15 protein-coding genes and 1 pseudogene are annotated in these 16,090 nt (G+C 62.8%); 8 read left to right on the forward strand and 8 right to left on the reverse strand.

Annotated elements, in window-relative coordinates; genetic code table 11:
- Positions 1 to 11 precede the first annotated feature (11 nt).
- The 3 genes from OXR00_RS18965 (at position 12) to OXR00_RS18975 (ending at position 3,236) form a co-directional block, all read left to right on the forward strand.
- Positions 12 to 1,601, forward strand: a complete 1,590-nt coding sequence (locus OXR00_RS18965) for an anti-phage dCTP deaminase (protein ID WP_267389789.1) — start codon at positions 12 to 14, stop codon at positions 1,599 to 1,601.
- 437 nt (positions 1,602 to 2,038) lie between these two features.
- Positions 2,039 to 2,389: a hypothetical protein gene (locus OXR00_RS18970; protein ID WP_267389790.1), complete on the forward strand. Its 351-nt coding sequence runs from the start codon at positions 2,039 to 2,041 to the stop codon at positions 2,387 to 2,389.
- Positions 2,331 to 3,236 carry a hypothetical protein gene (locus tag OXR00_RS18975; protein WP_267389791.1) on the forward strand — a complete coding sequence of 302 codons (906 nt, stop codon included), beginning with the start codon at positions 2,331 to 2,333 and terminating at the stop codon, positions 3,234 to 3,236. The genes OXR00_RS18970 and OXR00_RS18975 overlap by 59 nt, the downstream gene beginning before the upstream one ends.
- Before the next feature lie 92 nt (positions 3,237 to 3,328).
- On the opposite strand, the gene OXR00_RS18980 is transcribed toward OXR00_RS18975, so the two are convergent.
- Positions 3,329 to 4,981 carry a type IV secretion system DNA-binding domain-containing protein gene (locus tag OXR00_RS18980; protein WP_267389792.1) on the reverse strand — a complete coding sequence of 551 codons (1,653 nt, stop codon included), beginning with the start codon at positions 4,979 to 4,981 and terminating at the stop codon, positions 3,329 to 3,331.
- A 4-nt stretch (positions 4,982 to 4,985) separates the two neighbouring features.
- Positions 4,986 to 6,134, reverse strand: a complete 1,149-nt coding sequence (gene mobQ, locus OXR00_RS18985) for a MobQ family relaxase (protein WP_346732017.1) — start codon at positions 6,132 to 6,134, stop codon at positions 4,986 to 4,988.
- Between the two features lie 217 nt (positions 6,135 to 6,351).
- Here mobQ and OXR00_RS18990 point away from each other — a divergent pair, with 217 nt between their 5' ends.
- A complete protein-coding gene (locus OXR00_RS18990; protein WP_267389793.1) occupies positions 6,352 to 6,618 on the forward strand; it encodes a mobilization protein in 267 nt (88 codons plus the stop codon).
- Between the two features lie 57 nt (positions 6,619 to 6,675).
- Positions 6,676 to 6,915 carry a hypothetical protein gene (locus tag OXR00_RS18995; protein WP_267389794.1) on the forward strand — a complete coding sequence of 80 codons (240 nt, stop codon included), beginning with the start codon at positions 6,676 to 6,678 and terminating at the stop codon, positions 6,913 to 6,915.
- Between the two features lie 1,258 nt (positions 6,916 to 8,173).
- On the opposite strand, the gene OXR00_RS19000 is transcribed toward OXR00_RS18995, so the two are convergent.
- From OXR00_RS19000 to OXR00_RS19010, 3 genes are all read right to left on the reverse strand, one after another.
- Positions 8,174 to 9,373, reverse strand: coding sequence for a replication initiator protein A (locus tag OXR00_RS19000; protein WP_267389795.1), 1,200 nt, complete (start codon positions 9,371 to 9,373; stop codon positions 8,174 to 8,176).
- Positions 9,374 to 9,410: 37 nt separating this feature from the next.
- Positions 9,411 to 10,451, reverse strand: coding sequence for a ParB/RepB/Spo0J family partition protein (locus OXR00_RS19005; RefSeq protein WP_267389796.1), 1,041 nt, complete (start codon positions 10,449 to 10,451; stop codon positions 9,411 to 9,413).
- Between the two features lie 62 nt (positions 10,452 to 10,513).
- Positions 10,514 to 11,710, reverse strand: a complete 1,197-nt coding sequence (locus tag OXR00_RS19010; RefSeq protein WP_267389797.1) for an AAA family ATPase — start codon at positions 11,708 to 11,710, stop codon at positions 10,514 to 10,516.
- A 112-nt stretch (positions 11,711 to 11,822) separates the two neighbouring features.
- Between OXR00_RS19010 and OXR00_RS19015 the strand changes: the two genes are divergently transcribed.
- The gene (locus OXR00_RS19015) at positions 11,823 to 12,641 is read left to right on the forward strand and encodes an AAA family ATPase (protein WP_267389798.1); all 819 of its coding nucleotides are present in this window, start codon (positions 11,823 to 11,825) and stop codon (positions 12,639 to 12,641) included.
- 15 nt (positions 12,642 to 12,656) lie between these two features.
- On the opposite strand, the gene OXR00_RS19020 is transcribed toward OXR00_RS19015, so the two are convergent.
- Genes OXR00_RS19020 through OXR00_RS19030 form a run of 3 tightly spaced genes read right to left on the reverse strand, consistent with a single transcriptional unit; the run spans position 12,657 to position 14,994 of the window.
- Positions 12,657 to 13,385, reverse strand: coding sequence for an ABC transporter ATP-binding protein (locus OXR00_RS19020; RefSeq protein WP_267389799.1), 729 nt, complete (start codon positions 13,383 to 13,385; stop codon positions 12,657 to 12,659).
- Entirely contained in the window at positions 13,382 to 14,365 is a 984-nt protein-coding gene (locus OXR00_RS19025) for a hypothetical protein (RefSeq protein ID WP_267389800.1), read from the reverse strand. The genes OXR00_RS19020 and OXR00_RS19025 overlap by 4 nt, the downstream gene beginning before the upstream one ends.
- Positions 14,362 to 14,994, reverse strand: a complete 633-nt coding sequence (locus tag OXR00_RS19030) for a recombinase family protein (protein ID WP_267389801.1) — start codon at positions 14,992 to 14,994, stop codon at positions 14,362 to 14,364. The genes OXR00_RS19025 and OXR00_RS19030 overlap by 4 nt, the downstream gene beginning before the upstream one ends.
- A gap of 137 nt (positions 14,995 to 15,131) precedes the next feature.
- On the opposite strand from OXR00_RS19030, the gene OXR00_RS19035 reads away from it, so the two are divergent.
- Together OXR00_RS19035 and OXR00_RS19040 are read left to right on the forward strand one after the other, a co-directional pair.
- The gene (locus OXR00_RS19035; RefSeq protein WP_267389802.1) at positions 15,132 to 15,686 is read left to right on the forward strand and encodes a hypothetical protein; all 555 of its coding nucleotides are present in this window, start codon (positions 15,132 to 15,134) and stop codon (positions 15,684 to 15,686) included.
- Positions 15,670 to 15,963: pseudogene (locus OXR00_RS19040) on the forward strand (Tn3 family transposase); the annotation flags it as partial. The gene OXR00_RS19035 and the pseudogene OXR00_RS19040, both read left to right, overlap by 17 nt.
- Between the last annotated feature and the right edge of the window lie 127 nt (positions 15,964 to 16,090).

Genomic DNA, 16,090 nt, shown 5'->3' on the forward strand with positions numbered 1-16,090 from the left:
ACGGAGAACGTATGGAGAACGGAATTAGTGCGGTCCGCTTTCCGGAACTCGTTATCGGCATAGCGGGAGCCTTAGGCGTCTCTATGGAAGAGATCGTCGCATCGCTTTCCGACGCGCTTGGCGCCGTGTCTTATCGGTCCGTCACGATCCATGTTACCAAAGAGATTGAAGCAGAAGTAACGAATCTGCCGCGCCCTCCCGGCACGGACTTTCTGACCGAAGCCAATTATAAAATGGATCACGCTAACGAGGTCTGCCGCAAGTACGGCAGTGCGGACACTCTGATGCGATTTGCAATGAGGGCTATTCGCGGACATCGGGCGGATCAGGCGGTAGACGACCAGCTGGGGGACGAAACTCTAGCGGAGGAACAGGTAATCCCGCGAACAGCCTATATCATCAGGCAACTGAAGCGCCCTGAGGAGGTCCAGCTCCTACGCAAGGTCTACGGCAAGCAGTTTATTCTCGTCTCCGCATATGGCTCCGAGGAAAGCCGCCGATCGGCTATAGAGACAAAATTAAAACGCAGCCTTCCCCTCAACACACCGAACTTTGTTATCAATTGCCATGCCGAAGAACTTCTACACAGAGACCAGAGTGAGGGTTCAGAAAAGACGGGCCAGCATCTGCGGGACACCTTCCACCTCGCCGACGTGTTCGTCGACGGCATCACCAAGTCCTCCATGCAAGCGACCATCAACCGCTTCGTACACGCATTTTTCGGCCGCACCGATGTTGCTCCAACGAAGGCTGAGTACGGCATCTACGCGGCTAAGTCCGCCTCGCTGCGCTCAACAGATCTTTCTAGACAAGTCGGAGCCGCCATCTTTAGCCGCGAAGGGGAGGTCATTGCGCAAGGCTGCAACGAAGTCCCAAAGGCGTTTGGAGGCACTTACTGGGACGGAGAGGAGCCGGACTTCCGGGATGTTAAGCTCGGCTACGATCCGAACGATGTTTTGAAGAAAGAGGTCGTAAGGGATCTTCTAGAACGGCTTTCCACGGGCGGCATGCTGTCCGAGCGGGCGGTGGCAATAGGACCGGCGGCGGCGATTGTCGACGCACTGCTCAAAAAACCAGTGAAGGGTGATCCCGAAGGGCACGGCTGCCTCGCGGAAGCCGCCGTTACAGACCTGACGGAGTACGGGCGGGTGGTCCATGCAGAGATGGGCGCAATTTGCGATGCCGCTCGTCTCGGGCGCGCCGTTAAGGGCTCGATACTCTATTGCACAACATTCCCCTGTCACAATTGCACGAAGCACCTGCTCGCGGCGGGAATACAGCAAGTTGTCTATGTCGAGCCGTATCCTAAAAGCAAAGCTAAGGAGCTCCATGAAAACGAAGTAGAGTTGGAGAGGCTCTCTGGCGAACGCGTGAGCTTCATGCCATTTATTGGTATTTCTCCGTTCAGGTACCGGGACATATTCGAGAAAGGTCGACGGAAGGCCGAAGGCCATGCGATCAAGTGGATCAGCGGCGAGCCGAAGCCCATGATCGACCTTTCTGCCCCGACATACACCGATCTTGAGAGCTTCGAACTTCACAAACTTGACTTCAAAATTCAACCCATTAGACAAACATCTACTGGACCAGATTTTCAATAATCACGAATGATCATTCGACTTGATATGTAATGATCTATAGTAATGTATAATCGTACCATTAATCGATAAAATCGTAATTGCAGCATCGCTTAGATAAAAAGTGATCCAGCCGCGAGAGGATCGAGACAAGCCGATCGATGATGAACCGCCGCAAATTGCCGTTGCTAATGTGCACGAAGTCGCCCGCTGGAACGCCAGCAACACCGTGGCACCATGGACACTGAGCTTGCACCCCCCAGCGTCTTGATGATCGCTGCCGCCAGCAGAGTCTCGGTCTGATCGGCATCTGAGTCGGGCAGGCTAAGATCGCGCAACAGGTTGCCACTCCCTCGACGAGGGGCATGTCGTGGTTGCTAATCACATACCGCCTCCACCTATTGCAGACCTGTATACAAGTTAGCAGTTGAAAGCGCTCTGCTGGCATAAAATAATCGGCCATGACCAAGGAACGGGATGAGTATTTTGGCGTGCCGCGACAGGTTCGCTTTCCCTACAAGGATGACGACGTCATCCAACGCCGCATAGATACTGGCGAAACCCCCTCCGACGTCATTCGGCAGCTTGTAGCATCAGGCATATCGCACGGCACAGCCTACCATCACTGCATTCCAGCCATTCCGCTGGAGCTTACCGAAAAGCTTTTGCTCGACCGCTTCATGGCCCTGTTCGGCAGCGATCCTAGCAACGTCATCAAATCCCTTGTCCTCAACGAAGCACATAGGACCCTCAATGCACACGACGAACGCCTCCGCGCCGCCACCCCACCCGCCGATAAAACTCAACCCTGATTATCACGCAGACTGGGAGCAGCTGCACGGCGACGCAAACGCGCGCCGGGAAGCTGCCTGGGCAGTGAAAGCCAGACTGATGAGTCACCTTTCGGATCTTACCGACACCGACCGGGCCGACTTGGCTAAGGCCGAGGTGGAGTGGGAAGCCGCACACCAGCTTTGTATGCTTTGCCTGGACACCTACCAGCACCGCACCTTTGAGGAAGCGATGACATGGCTGAACCAAACGTTTTGTTCGACCGCTCCAGTAAGCGTCGCCGATCTGCATGCATTCAGCGACGTCCGGCAGCTGATTAAGGCAGCTTATCGGATCCACAGCCGACGCTTGGAGATGAAGAGCATCGAGCGCAACATGCTCGATCTATCGGACACTGATAGTTTTTCGCCGTTTTTTACGTTTGCGGACTGCTCGACATTGGAAGTCACCATTCCCTCACACCATTATCGGACCGCATCTGACATCCATGCTCACTACACCATTGATGAAGCGGACGACGGCATGCATGTCGCCATGCAAACGGCTCGACGCTCGATCGGCGCCATAAACGCACGCGAGATGCTCATTGAGGAGTTCTTGCGCCAGCGAGTGAGCCAGTGGATGGAGCGGCGCTGGTTCTTTGCCAAGAAGCTCCCTCCAATCACCTTCTACACGTACAATCCGCCATCTGAATTTATCAAGGAGTCGTTCAACCGCGTGGAATTGCGCGCACCGCTTAATCGCGGCAAGCCGATCTCAGTAGCAGAGTGGTCAAGCGTTGGATGTGTGCCGGCTGCGGTCAGGCCCAATTGGCTGCACGGCGGTCTCGCCGACTGGGGCACATTCGACGACGACGCAAACACATGATCAAGATTCAAAGATCGGCGTGGCCGGATGCCGAATGACCGACATTGGCGGAGGCTGTGTAAACCACTTTCTGAGCTGGCAATTGAGCACCGCTAAGGCACGGCCACGAACGATTGCCACCGCTTCGGCATATCGACGAACGGCACTTTGACCGTATGCCACGCTGTGACTGACGGCACCTTGAGATAGCCGTTGAGATCGGCAAGCTGCTCGATCTGTGAGGGCAGCACGGCATCCTCGGTGACGGTCGTGAGCGACGAGCCCGAACTGCTGCTACCCTTGCTGTGCTGGCCCTGGTTGGTGCTTTCCTTCAGATAGCTCTGCTGACCGATCAGCGAAGAGGCGAACGCGGCGGTGCTGTTGCGGTCGCCGCCAGCACAACGCAGCACCAGCCGCGTCCCGCAATTCTCGACCAGCGCAGCGGCGATACCATCGCCGTAGATCGCCCTCACCTTCCCGATCGTCTGGAACCCCAGCACGCAGCGCCCGCCGAACTTGCGGACGCGCTGGAGCGCATCGTCTAGCCCCTGCATCTTCCCGATCGCGTCCAGCTCGTCGGCGACAAACCAGGTCGGGCGCTCGTCGCCTTCGGGGCGGCTCATCGTCGCGAAGATGGCGAGCCGCATCCACGGCCCGATCAGCGATTTGAGCGCCGCGATCTGATCGGCGCGATAGGGCAGGAACACCCACGCCTTGGAATCCGACGCCGCCCACGTGCTGATCGAAAACGGCTGCTTGCCGGCATGCGCGACATATTCCAGCGCGTTGAGCGCGGCACCAGTCGAGGAGCGCACGTTATCGAACAACTTGGCGGCACCTTCGGCCAGGAACGGCTCGGCCGACGTGCCGGCGAGCAGGATTTGCAGCTCTTCGCGCGGCGCGACGGCGAACAGCCGGTAGACCTCGGCGATATCGAGGCCGGCAAGCCGCCCGCGCCGCAGGATCGCGCCGAGCAGGATGCGGGCACGCCCCGACCATGTCGTATCAGCCGAACCGCCCGGATCGGGGATCAGCGATTCCGCGAGCTGGTCGGCCGCGAAGTCGGACGGCACCTCCGCCATCATATCCCACGCGGCCGTCCGCGCGTCGAACGGGTTGAGGATCACATCGCCGCGCGCGGGATTGTAGAACCGCGCCAGGAAGCCGCCGTCCGGGTCGGCGATGAACGCGCGGTCGCCCCGCGCCTGCGCACCCATCAGCATCTCGCGGATCGCCACCGACTTGCCAGTGCCGGTCGTCCCGAACACCGAGAAATGCTTGATCTCGTCGGCCCGCTCCAGACCACATCCCGCGATCGTGATCACCGGTCCCTGCTTGCCACGCCCCTTGCGCGTGGTGGCCTGCCAGCGCTTCGACGAGACGACCTGTGTGCCACGCGTCACCTGCCCAGCTCCAAGGCGTCGGGTACTGACAAACGCCGTCACGGTGCCGCCCAGCACACTCGCCGCCAGCAGCGCCACGATCGAGGCGATATCGCATAAGCCGTAAAGCTGGCGAGAGAACCGCCCGACCTGCACTGCCTGCGCGTTGCTGATCAGGAGATACCCGCGCAGCCACTGCTGAAGGACGAAGCCGGCGATACCCGACAGGAAGACACCGACCACCAGCACGACGGCATGGATGCCGCCCGTCCGTTTGCCGTTGAAGGCGTGGAACAACGCCGCCAGCAGCGCCGCTGCCAAGCTGAGCCCGAGCAGCAGCACCCACCGGTTAGCAAAGGCATCGATCTTCTGTATCGCATCCATGCGGCTATCCTGGTGAGATATCGGGTTCGGGCGACGGTAGCGGTGTCGGCCCGGGCTGCGCGACCTGCGCCGAGGCCTGGCGTTCCGCCGCCTGCTCGCGCCATCGCTGCACCGCCTCTGCCGCCCGGTCCTGTGGACTGACGGCGGGGCTGGCATCCTGCTCGGCCGTGCGCTCCTTGGCTTCCTGCCACTGCCGCACGGCATCCTCCGCCTGCTCACGTGGGCTTGCCGGCTCCACATGGGGCTCGGGACGCGGCTCGGTGCCGAGCAGCCTGTGGGTCAGCGCAACCGTCTTCTCCCAGGCATGCACCACCAGCTCACGAACCTGCGCCAGCCGTTCCTCTGCGGCTTCGCGCACCGCCTCGAACCACTGCCCGCGATCCGTCACCGGTGCATAGTCGCGTCCCGACGCCTCGGCCGATGCCCGTTCCTTCTGCTCCATGTACCAGGAGGCCCGCATATACGGCGACGGTGCCCGGTCTGTCTCCACCGCCCGTCCCTCCAGCGCCTCGCGCCGCTCGGGCTCCGGTTCCAAAGCCGCCAGCGCCTTCGCCTCCGCATGCTGCGCCGCCAGCGTCCGGTGATCGATCCGCGCATCGACCCCGACCTCGGCCAACACCTCGTTGGTCACCTCCGCCCACCGTTCGCGCCAGTGCACCAGCAGCTCGTCACTGTTCCAGTCGCGTACCTTCAGCCCAAACCCGTCGCCGTCGATCGAGCGCATCGTCAGCATCACATGCGCGTGTGGCTGCTCACCGCCATCGCGCGCGGTGTGATCGTGCAAGGAGAAGTCGGCCACCATCCCCCGCGCGACGAACTCTTCCCGTACGAACGCACGGACCAACGACACCTGCGCGGACGCGTCGAGCTCACGCGGCAAGGCGATCTGCACTTCGCGAGCAACCTGCGCGTCCTTGCGCCGCTCCGCCGCCTCGACCGCGTTCCACAATTCCGCGCGGTCCAGCGACCAATCCGGCGATCCTTCCGGCGCGAGGATTTCGCTGTGCTGGATGTCGGACTTGCGCGTGTAATCATGCACCGCGCCGGTCCGCTCATCTACCAATTCTGCCCCTGCGCGATACGCCGCAGCCGCAACCGACGAGCGCCCCTTCGAGCGCGAGATCACGGTTGCCGAAAAGCGGAAGATCGCCACTTACGAAACGGGGTTCAGCGCCATGACGCTGGCCGGAGTGTGAGGCGGGAGCCTCATTGCGCGCAAGCGCATCGGGAGCCGTCGGCGGGGCACAGCCCCTTGAGACCACGCACGTTGACATTCGTCAATGTATAAGCGTGCCCTTCACTCATTCTTCGCTTGGGACCGTTGACGCCGTTTGCGGTTTTATGGGAGGCTCTCGTTCTGGAGGTGGCACATGGCGCTTACACTCGAACAGAAGATCGCTCAGGCACAGGATAACCTCGCTCGTTTAAAGGACAAGGCCCGTTCTGCGGATACCCGGCAGAAGATTGTCGTTGGTGCTGCCGTTATCTCGCAGGCGTTGCGCTCGTCCAGCCTTGCTGGTCGGCTCCTCGCAATCCTCGAAGCCGAACCTTTGCGCGATCATGACCAGAAAGTGGTCGCGGATCTGGTGGAGAAGCTTCACGATGTTTCCAAACGTGAAGATGCGGGAATTGCGTAATGAAACTCCCGTTCTTCGAACTGGGGATCGGAGTGGAAAAGGGATCCCGGTAGCGGGGTGGTCTGTGTCGAAAAAGAACCACTCATCTCGGTGATCTTGGCTGTTCTCTTGGCTGTTCGCTTTGGCGGTCTGGCAGGCGGCGAGATCGAGATCTTGATATTGGAGACGATGTTATGGATCCGTCGCGAGCACGCGGCGGTAAAAGACATCAAGGCAATTATGCGAGACCTGTTTATCTCGCAAAGTGATGCGCAAGGCGATCCACTCTCCGGAGGCGGACATGTGCTACCGGCGTGAGGTGCAGCCGCTACCGAATCTGGGTCCGTTTCAGGCCCGACTGGATGCGCTGCTCGGAGAAGGAGAGGCGCGGCTGTGGCGCGAGAAGCTGCACATAACGCGCATCCACGATCTGCGGCTGCGCGAGGCTTTTGGCGGCATCCTACGATGCGGAACGCCATTATGCGGCCCGTCGGCAGCAGGCACGTCGTCGGGACGTAGTGAATGTGCTGCCGTTCATCCCGCTGTTGTTTCGTACCCAGCGACAGTTACGATGAGCTTCACCTGCGGGTCGGCCCCGGCAAGTTTTACCCCTTGCGAGGGAGCGAGCGATGCCGGGTAGACACATCATCGACCAGCAAGTGAGGCTATACATGAATGCTCGTCTGACCCGTCCACGAACCACCGCTGCCGCCATGGGTGGCATCTCCGTCACGATCGGCCGCCGCATTGAAGGCGACCCGCGACCGCCGTCGGCGGGCAAGGAGGCGCGCCAGTACCGCACCCGCATCAATCCACTGGAGGGGCTTGGGACGAAGTCGTCGTTTCGATGCTCCCAACGGCCCTTGGCCTGCGCCCGGTAACGGTGTTGGGCGAGCTGGACCGCCGTCATCCCGACAGAGTCACCCCGGCTATCCGGGGTACCCTGGAGCGGCGCATGCGCGCCTGTGGGCCTGTGATCTTCTTACCAGCACAAGCACGCCTTATGCTGCTGCGTGGTATCGAAAAACGCAGGTAATTTCCCCATCTTGCCTCGTCTGCATGGCGAACGCCCTTTGCTTCGCCACGTAATCGTACAAAGTGAGCTCAGATGCACCTGTCTTTCAAATGAGCGATACTTCTCTAATTTCCAAAGAATAGACATCTCATAAGGTTAGACGGTTTATACTTTAGGTTAGAGAGTTAAGCGGTCATTTTTGGTCCACCGACCGCCGGATTGCGCGAGTCGGTTAGTAAGCGTTGTTCCCGAAATGTCGGTTCTTGGTTCCCGGAAGATCGAACGTGTCGTTCCCGAAAGACCGACGGGACGTTCCCGAAAGGGCGAGGCCCGTTCCCGTAGTGTCGATGAATCAGAAGAATGCGTGACTTTTCAACTCATAATTGAATTACTTCACGCGACGGGATTGCCAAGGTTGTTCAATTGCGCGCGGGCTGCGGCACTATGTACGGCCACGAGAGCAACGCCCGACACATCGGGAACGGATTAGCTCTCCGTGCCGGCACAACGCCGCGACCCCCCTTCCCGCGCGGAATGATAACGACGGTCGCGAAACGCCGATCAGCGTCCGAGTTCGTGGCGATGTCTTTCATGATAGCGCCGGACGAACCCGATGAACGCCGCCTGATAGCTGACCGGGGTGCGCGCGCTGTCTGCCTCGACCCAGCTGCGGAATTCGGCGTGGAGCGTCTGATAGTCCCACCCCGGGCATTCGGCGCGCAGCGTCGCCATCGTCGCGTCGGTGACTTCACCGGCGGTCGACCGCGTCGCAAGGCTGACCCGAGAGCGCCTCAACAGTGCTGCAACATCGATCGTTTCCGTGTCGTCGGTCGCCGCGAGGGCAGGCTTCGCCGGCGCGGGTTTCGCAGCTGGTGTCGCGCCCCCTGCCCCATGCGCCGCAACGGTCTTGATCGGCCGCTCGACATCGCTGCGACGTTGCATCCGGAGCGACGGCTCCCGCTTCCCCGCCGGAGCCTCGAGCGCGAGCGCGTAGCCCGGGAGCGCGTTGCGTTCGACGATCTTGGCAATCTCGAACTTGAAGCGCCGGTACTGCCCCTCCGCACCCGATTTCTCGAACAGCGTCGGCATGGCGATCGCGAAGCCGACCTCCCCTGCCCCCCCGGCATGTTTGCGCGCGACGCGGTAGAGCCAGCGCTCGCGCCCACCGGTAAGGTCGAAATAGGCGCGATCGATCGACAGCACCCCGCCTTGCATCATCACGCCCTCCCAGAACCAGTTCGACACCTCGATAGTCATCCCGCGCGACCGCTCGGTTTTCTCGTCGACCAGCTGGGTCCAGCCGTCGAGCCAACTAAAGGTCGCCTCGCGGCGGTTCTCGGCGCGGATGTTGGTCTTGATCGTGGTCGACACCAATCGGTCGAGCGCTTGCCCGAGCAGCTCATAGGCGCGGCCGGTCGTCGGGCGTCCGATCGCGCGGAGCAAGTCGTAGGGCATCAGATGGAGCCTGTGCGGGACGTCGTTGACGCCGCGCCGCGCCATGTCGGCGAGCACGCTCGCGCAATAGATCAGGATATCGGCATCCCAGATTGTCGCCATCCCGTAGTCGGGATTGCCCGAGACATGGACCCACAGCTTGCCGTCGGGGCTCCGGTAATCGATCGGCTTAACCCGCTTCGACTTGGCGAGGCTGAAGAACGGGCGCTCCATCATCTCGCGCTGGTCTCGTAGCGGCAGGTCGACGAGATAGGGGAGAAAAAGGTCGAACTGCCCGGACACGCTCTGACGGTCGCCGCGGGTCAAGCCGACACACTCCGGGTGTTTCCCCGGGGAAACACGCTCACCGTTTTAGCCCGCGGCCTTGCGCCTCCAGATGGGCGAGCGCCTGGCGCAGCGCGTCGACCAGCTCGTCCGTCCCGGCACCCGACCCGGCGTGGAGCCGGATCGTCACGCCCTGCCGGTTGCTCGACTGGACGCTGAGCCCGGGGCGGCCATGCGGCGTAGCCCAGGTGAACGGAGGCGCGCTGTCGGCGGGATCGTTCGGCGCGTTGAGCAACCGCCGCAATACGTCCGCGGCAGGGTAGGGAGCCGCATCCCGATCGCGACGCGCGCCTTGTTCGCGCGCGAGTTCGCGCGCTGCACCCTGGATCGCCTTGGCCGCAGTCTTGTCGTCGAGTGCCTGCGCCAGCGTATAAGCGGGCTTGAGCTGGACATCGGCGGGTGAGGAGAAGGCGGCGATCACCGCATCGGGGATCTGTGCAACCTTCACCATCTTCGACAGCCAGCCCTTCGAAACTTTGAGTCGCTCCGCCATTCGCGTCAGATGGTTGCCGTAATGCGTCTTAAGCGCCTCGGCATAATTGCGCGCGCGCTCTAGATCGGACACGTCCTTGCGCGCGCGGTTCTCGAGATCCGCCAGCCGGAACGCCGCCTCGTCGTCGAGATTGGCGATCTGGGCGACGAATTGCATTTCGGGATACGAATGCGCGCGCAGCCAGCTGATCGACCAGTGCCGCCTGGTGCCCGCGATTACTTCGAAATCATGCGCCGGATCGCCATCCACGCGGCGCACCACGGCAGGGACCTTCTGCCCGCCCTCGGCAATAATTGAATCGATCAGCTCGCGGCAGCCCTCTTCGGTGAGATGCCGGTAGCTGCGCGCATTCCCCGGCCAGACCCGCACGCGCGCGGGGTCGAGCAGCAACTGCGTGACCTGCCGGACTTCACCACTGGTCACGCGCGCCAGCGCGGTCTCGCGGTTGAGCAGTGTCGAGCCGCGCGTCCGTTCGGGTGCGGGTGGGGCAGGGGGCGCGCCCGCATCGGTCTCGGCCGGGTCCCCGGCCAGCAAGGCCGCAAGGTAATCGGACTGCCTACGCGCCATGTGGCACCTCCCGAACGGTACATACCAGGAACTCTGGCATGTTGGACAGCGAGAATTTTGGCTCAGGCGACATGCAGCACATCCTCCTCGCGCGCGGGCTCGACCCGGCCCCAGCCCTGGCGAACGAGCTGCTCGATCTGCCCCATCGCCTCGTCGAGATTGGCGCGGCAGCGTTTGTGCGTTTTGGGCGTGCCGATCGGGCGCTCGAGTTCGTAGATCGTCATCATCCGCATCGCGGCGTGGCTGATTTCGGCGGATTCGAGAATCGGGACCGGGAGCAGCGCAGGACCAAAGCTCTGTTCCATGATCGTGCGGACCATCGCGTGGCTCGGATCGTTGCCGTCGAACTTTGAGCAAATCAGCCGCAGGAAGCTGTATTCGACCTCGATTCCAGCCTGGCTGAGCTGCTGGAGCACCTGGTTCATCATCGACAGAAATTGCACGGTCGAGCAGAAATCGGGAGTAGTCGCAGCGAGCGGGACCAGCAGCGCATTTGCAGCCTGCATCACCGCGAGGCTAATCGTGCCCAATGCGGGCGGTGGATCGAGCAGCACAACGTCATAATTCCGCGCAAGATCGGCAAGTCCCTGTTTCAGCTTGCGGAACCGAGCGGCGAGCACCGACTGCCCGTCCGATCCCGCTGCGGCCAATTCATATTCGACGTCGAACAGTTCGAGGTTGGAGGGGATCAAATCGACGTTGGGCCAGGGGGTCGATTTGACCGCATAGAGCAGGTCGGCCTGAGTCGGGTCGATCGACAGATAGGGGTAGAGCGTCTCTTCGCGCGTGATGTTAAAATGCGGGTTAAACCCGAACAGCGTCGTCGTAGTCGCCTGGCTGTCGCAATCGACGACCAGCACGCGGTACCCTTGCACCGCGAAATAATGCGCGAGGTGGCAGGTGACGGTTGATTTGCCGACCCCGCCCTTGAAATTCTGCACCGCGATGATCGCAGGGATATCGAGCGGTGCGCGTTGCGGGGAGGCACCGAGCACTTCGCGCATCTGGAGCATGTCCTTGACGGAATAGCCGAGCCGGCGCCCGTTTTCGCCCGCCGGGGCAGGGCGCAGGCGACCGTCGCCTTCCGCCATGCGGATCCGGTTGGTCGAGCAGCCGAGCAATTGCGCGGCCTCGGCGATCCCGAAGCGGACGTTGAGTCCCTTGCGGCTTTCGGGGAGGAACGCCTTACGCCGCAGGCGTTCGATCATCCGTTCGCCCGCATCCGCAAGCTCGCCGACATGATTGACAATTGCATTCATCACCTGGTCCGATCGCGTGATTGAAGCTTGGTGTCTGCTTTATAGGCGCTTTAGCTTCAAACTGAAAGGGATTAGCAAACCTCGTCAGAGCGACCCGCTAAAGGGTGCCAGCGTGTCGACGGTCGCGAGCAAGCCGTTCGCTTCCATGTCGATTACGGCCGAGCTGCGATCGGCCGAGCACGGTCATGCGTGGACCGAAGGTCAGCGCGCCGCCACCAAGAGCCTGTTGATGTCGAGCGCCGCGACGATCGGCGTGCAGGGATCGGCCGGCACCGCCAAGATCACAACCGTTCTAAAGGAGTATGCGCGCGCGGCGCGGGCGCGGGGACTGACCGTCCGCGCTATCGCGCCGACCGCGACTGCAGCCGCCACGCTGGCCGACGCGATCGACGCCAAGCCGATGACCGTCGCGCTGATGCTGATGGGCACCAACCCCGATATCAAGCACGGCCGCGAGGCCTGGATCGTGGACGAGGCCAGCATGATGTCCGCGCGCGACACCGACCGGCTGTTCGCCCAGGCCCAAGAAACCGGGGCGCGGGTCGTGCTGGTCGGCGACGTGGCTCAGCTCGGCTCGGTCCAAGCCGGAAGGGCGTTCGGCCAGTTGCAGGACGCGGGCATGCCGACATTCGTCCTCGACCAGATCGTCCGCCAGACCAACGCCCACACCCGCGAGGCGGTCGAGGCGATGCTCACAGGCGACGCAGCCGCTGCGTTCGACGCGCTCGATCGCGGAGGCGGGCGCGTCGTCGAGCAGCCTGATCCCGACGCCCGCGTTACCGCCATCGCACGGGATTTCGCGAAGCTGTCACCCGAAGAACGCGCCGGGACCCTTGTGCTCGACCCGACCCGCGAGGGGCGGCAGCGGCTGACGGACGCCATTCGCGCCGAGTTGGGGTCATCGCAGAATCTCTTCTGGAGCGTACGATAAGGCCTGAGCGTCAAGCTATGTGGCTGACCCGGATCGCAGGCGGTCGATTGTCTGCCGTTCGAACGCCTGCGGGTTCTGGGCGGCTGCCCGCAACATGTCCTCGTCCAGGGCTAGCGCGACCTCGCCACCAGCGAGCATGAGACCGGCGTCGCATGCGGACGCGAGCGTACCGAGGTCATGGAGGGCGGTGATAAGCGTCAGGCCGCCAGCGACCATGTCTCGCAAGGCCTCGCGCAGATCGAAGATCGCGACGGGATCGAGCCAGTTAAACGGTTCGTCGAGGATCACGAGCGGGTGACCGCCCGCAAATGCTGCGGCGACCGCGATCCGCTGTCGCAGCCCGGCTGAGCAGTCACCGATCCAGCGGTCGAGCAGTGAAGCCAGACCCAGCGCTTCATGCAGTTTACCCAAACGCGAGCGGACATCGTCGATGCTCCCGCCGACGAGTTTGAGGACGTCGCATCCACGCAGCGCATCCGGCAGCTTGTCGGCGGGAGGAGAGAAGCCAAAGCGCAGTGCCCGCCCGACGCGATCCCCGGCCAATTCCTCGCCGTCCACGCGGCACGATCCGCCCGCGAAGGGCAGTCTACCGGCAAGCGCTCTCAGCAGGCTGGTCTTGCCCGATCCGTTGGCGCCGATCAGGCCGAACCACGATCCGCGCGAGATCGTCAGATCGACATCCTGCACGACGCGCTGTCCACTTCGCTCGACGGCTGCCCCCGCGAGATCGACGTCGGGGTTCATGTTAGCAGCCACGTTTTTGCCCGCCCCCGGCGTTGCAACTGCCAGAACATGGCGAGAGCGATGACGGGCAAAACCACGGGCATCGAGTATGCGACCAGCATGAGCAGTCCTGCGAGAAGGGAGACGAGGAGATCTGCGAACCGCTTGGCGTGCAGCCGGTAGGCAAGTACGCGCAGGCTCACGAGCAGCATCATCGCGGCGCACACGGCAGCAACGATGCCAGCCGCGATCGGGCCGAGCATGACCCAGCATGCCGACACCGCCACGGCTAGGAATGACGCCAATCCCCTGATGTGGCGAGCGATGATGTGCCGTGATCCTTGTCCGGCGATGGTCATGAAGCGGACGATAGCGTCATCGACGCTGGTCAGGATCAGTGCGAGCAACACCGTCCCGATGCCGACGACCGCCATCAGCGCATTCGTGCCCAGCGTGCGTGCCGGCAACAGCGCCAGTAGCAGCACCGTCGCGGCCGCCACCCCGGCGATCGGGCGGTGCGACCATGCCCGAAGCGTCCATCCCGGTCGCGCCGTACCAGCGATCCGCTTCGGCATCCTGACGCCACCCGTCAGTCCGGCGACCAGCACGCCGGCGAGATAGGCAGGCACGCTGACGACCAGCAGCGAAGGGCGGGCGATCAGGGACACTACGGCCAGCAGCGCCAGTCCGACGCCATGCCATGCTGCCATGTAGCGGCTGCGCATTTGCGGATGCAGGGCATCGGCCGCGAGCAATCCGTCGAAAGCATGGAAGGCGAGGCGCGCCCGGACGAGGCGTTCCGCCCCGATGCCGATCACCGTGCCCGCAGCGAGCGCCGCCCATGCCGCAACCGTCCAAGGGTGGTCGACGAACCACGCGCGGGCGACCGCCAACGCCGCAAGCACCATCAGCGCGGCGATCGCGCGGTCGTGCCAACTCGCGAACGTCGCGCGGATCGTATTCCAGGCGATCAGCTGATCTTGGCGGAACAGTCGGTTCATTTTGCCTTTTGCCGATCAAGAAGCCGTTGTCCGTCACTGCGCAGTTCGCCCTTCGGCCCGACGAAGCGATAGAGCGTCTGGCGGGTGATCCCGAGTTCGACGCACAGCTCGGCGACCTTGGTTTCTGGTTTGCCCATCGCGGCCTGGGCAAGGCGCAGTTTGGCGGGCGTCATCTTGAACGGGCGACCGCCGGTCCGCCCGCGGGCACGGGCCGCGGCAAGGCCGGCTTTGGTACGCTCGACGATCAGCTCACGCTCGAACTCGGCGAGCCCTGCGAAGATCGCAAAGACGAGCCGACCGTTGGCGGTGGTAGTGTCGATCGAAGCGCCCTCGCCGGCGAGCACCTTCAGCCCGATATCGCGCCTAGTCAGGTCGCCGACCAGATTGACAAGATGGCGCAGGTCGCGCCCCAGGCGGTCGAGCTTCCACACCACCAACGTATCGCCGTGGCGCAGCGCCTTGATGCACGCCTCCAGTCCCGGCCGGTCGTCGCGCTTGCCCGATGCCGCATCGGTATAAAGGTGATGTTCCAGATCGACGCCGGCCTTCGCCAAGGCATCGCGCTGGAGATCGATGACCTGGCTGCCGTCCGCCTTCGACACCCGCACATAGCCGATCAGCGCCGTCACTTTAACGAGCGTTCACGTGACAGATGACGGCAGCGCCGCAAAGCAGCTCCTTCATGTCACTTAACCGGTCACTCCGGCTATGTCGCATCAACGTCATCTTGGCGCCGTTATGTGACGCAAGGAGGAACAGGGTCAAGATGGTCGTGCCTATCCTGTCGCCAGTGCAACGCGCCGCGCTGTTCCACCCGCCATCGGACCCCGCCACGCTGGTCGCCTTCGCGATCGAGATGGAGGTGGCGCTGACCGATGCCGCCATCCTGATGGTCGAGAAACTGGTAGGCGCGATGTTCCGGCGCGCCGATCGCACCCGGTCGGAACGACTGATCGACCAGGCGCGGCTGTTCCGTGACACCGCCCGCCTGCATATCTGCCTCGGGCGGACGTTGCTCGATGCGCGGAGCTCAGGCAGCAATGCACTGACGCTGGTCGATGAGCTGATCGGGTGGCCGGCACTCGAACAGAGCGTGCGCGCGGCGGAGGAACTGACCCGCCCTGGTGAGGACGGTCTGGACGAGGTGCTGGAGCGCTATCCGGCGGTCCGCCGCTTCCTGCCGACCTTCGTCGCGGCGTTCCGCTTCCGGACCGCACGCGCGGGTGATCCGCTGCTCGGCGCCGTCGAGTTGCTGCGCTCGTTCTACGCGAAAGGTCGCACCATCCTGCCACGCAAAGCGCCCGTTCAACCGGCTTGGTGAGTTGCGCGACCGCACCTTCGAGAACCAGCGGCACCGCGCCTCCGGTCTCAACCTCATCGTGTCGGCCATCATTCTGTGGAACACCGTCTATCTGGATCGCGCCGTCCGTCACCTACGCGACCGCGGCTTCGGCGTGCCCGACACCCTGCTTGCCCATGTCGCGCCGTTGGCCTGGGAGCATATCAGCCTCACCGGCGACTATCTGTGGAGCGAGATTGACAAACCCCGCGAGCGGTTCAGGCCGCTGCGAACCACGGGATCAGCCAATTGCCCTTAACGTACGCTCGGAAAGACATTCTGTGATGACCCCAACCTGAAGGCGGGGGTCCTGGACGTGGGTAGCAACGCGGGCAAACGCGATGAGCACTGTCCGAAACTTCCCCTAGAAAGTTGAGTTTTGGACA

Origin of the sequence: Sphingomonas sp. GC_Shp_3 (assembly GCF_026540945.1) — a bacterium.
Classification (GTDB): domain Bacteria; phylum Pseudomonadota; class Alphaproteobacteria; order Sphingomonadales; family Sphingomonadaceae; genus Sphingomonas.

Bases quoted from the DNA above. Each gene is read 5' to 3' on its own strand.
- OXR00_RS19020 (WP_267389799.1), bottom strand. From the start codon at position 13,385: ATGAACCCCGACGTCGATCTCGCGGGGGCAGCCGTCGAGCGAAGTGGA.
- OXR00_RS18965 (WP_267389789.1), top strand. From the start codon at position 12: ATGGAGAACGGAATTAGTGCGGTCCGCTTTCCGGAACTCGTTATCGGC.
- OXR00_RS18970 (WP_267389790.1), top strand. From the start codon at position 2,039: ATGACCAAGGAACGGGATGAGTATTTTGGCGTGCCGCGACAGGTTCGC.
- OXR00_RS19035 (WP_267389802.1), top strand. From the start codon at position 15,132: ATGGTCGTGCCTATCCTGTCGCCAGTGCAACGCGCCGCGCTGTTCCAC.
- OXR00_RS19010 (WP_267389797.1), bottom strand. From the start codon at position 11,710: ATGAATGCAATTGTCAATCATGTCGGCGAGCTTGCGGATGCGGGCGAA.
- OXR00_RS19025 (WP_267389800.1), bottom strand. From the start codon at position 14,365: ATGAACCGACTGTTCCGCCAAGATCAGCTGATCGCCTGGAATACGATC.
- OXR00_RS18990 (WP_267389793.1), top strand. From the start codon at position 6,352: ATGGCGCTTACACTCGAACAGAAGATCGCTCAGGCACAGGATAACCTC.
- OXR00_RS18975 (WP_267389791.1), top strand. From the start codon at position 2,331: ATGCACACGACGAACGCCTCCGCGCCGCCACCCCACCCGCCGATAAAA.
- OXR00_RS19005 (WP_267389796.1), bottom strand. From the start codon at position 10,451: ATGGCGCGTAGGCAGTCCGATTACCTTGCGGCCTTGCTGGCCGGGGAC.
- OXR00_RS18980 (WP_267389792.1), bottom strand. From the start codon at position 4,981: ATGGATGCGATACAGAAGATCGATGCCTTTGCTAACCGGTGGGTGCTG.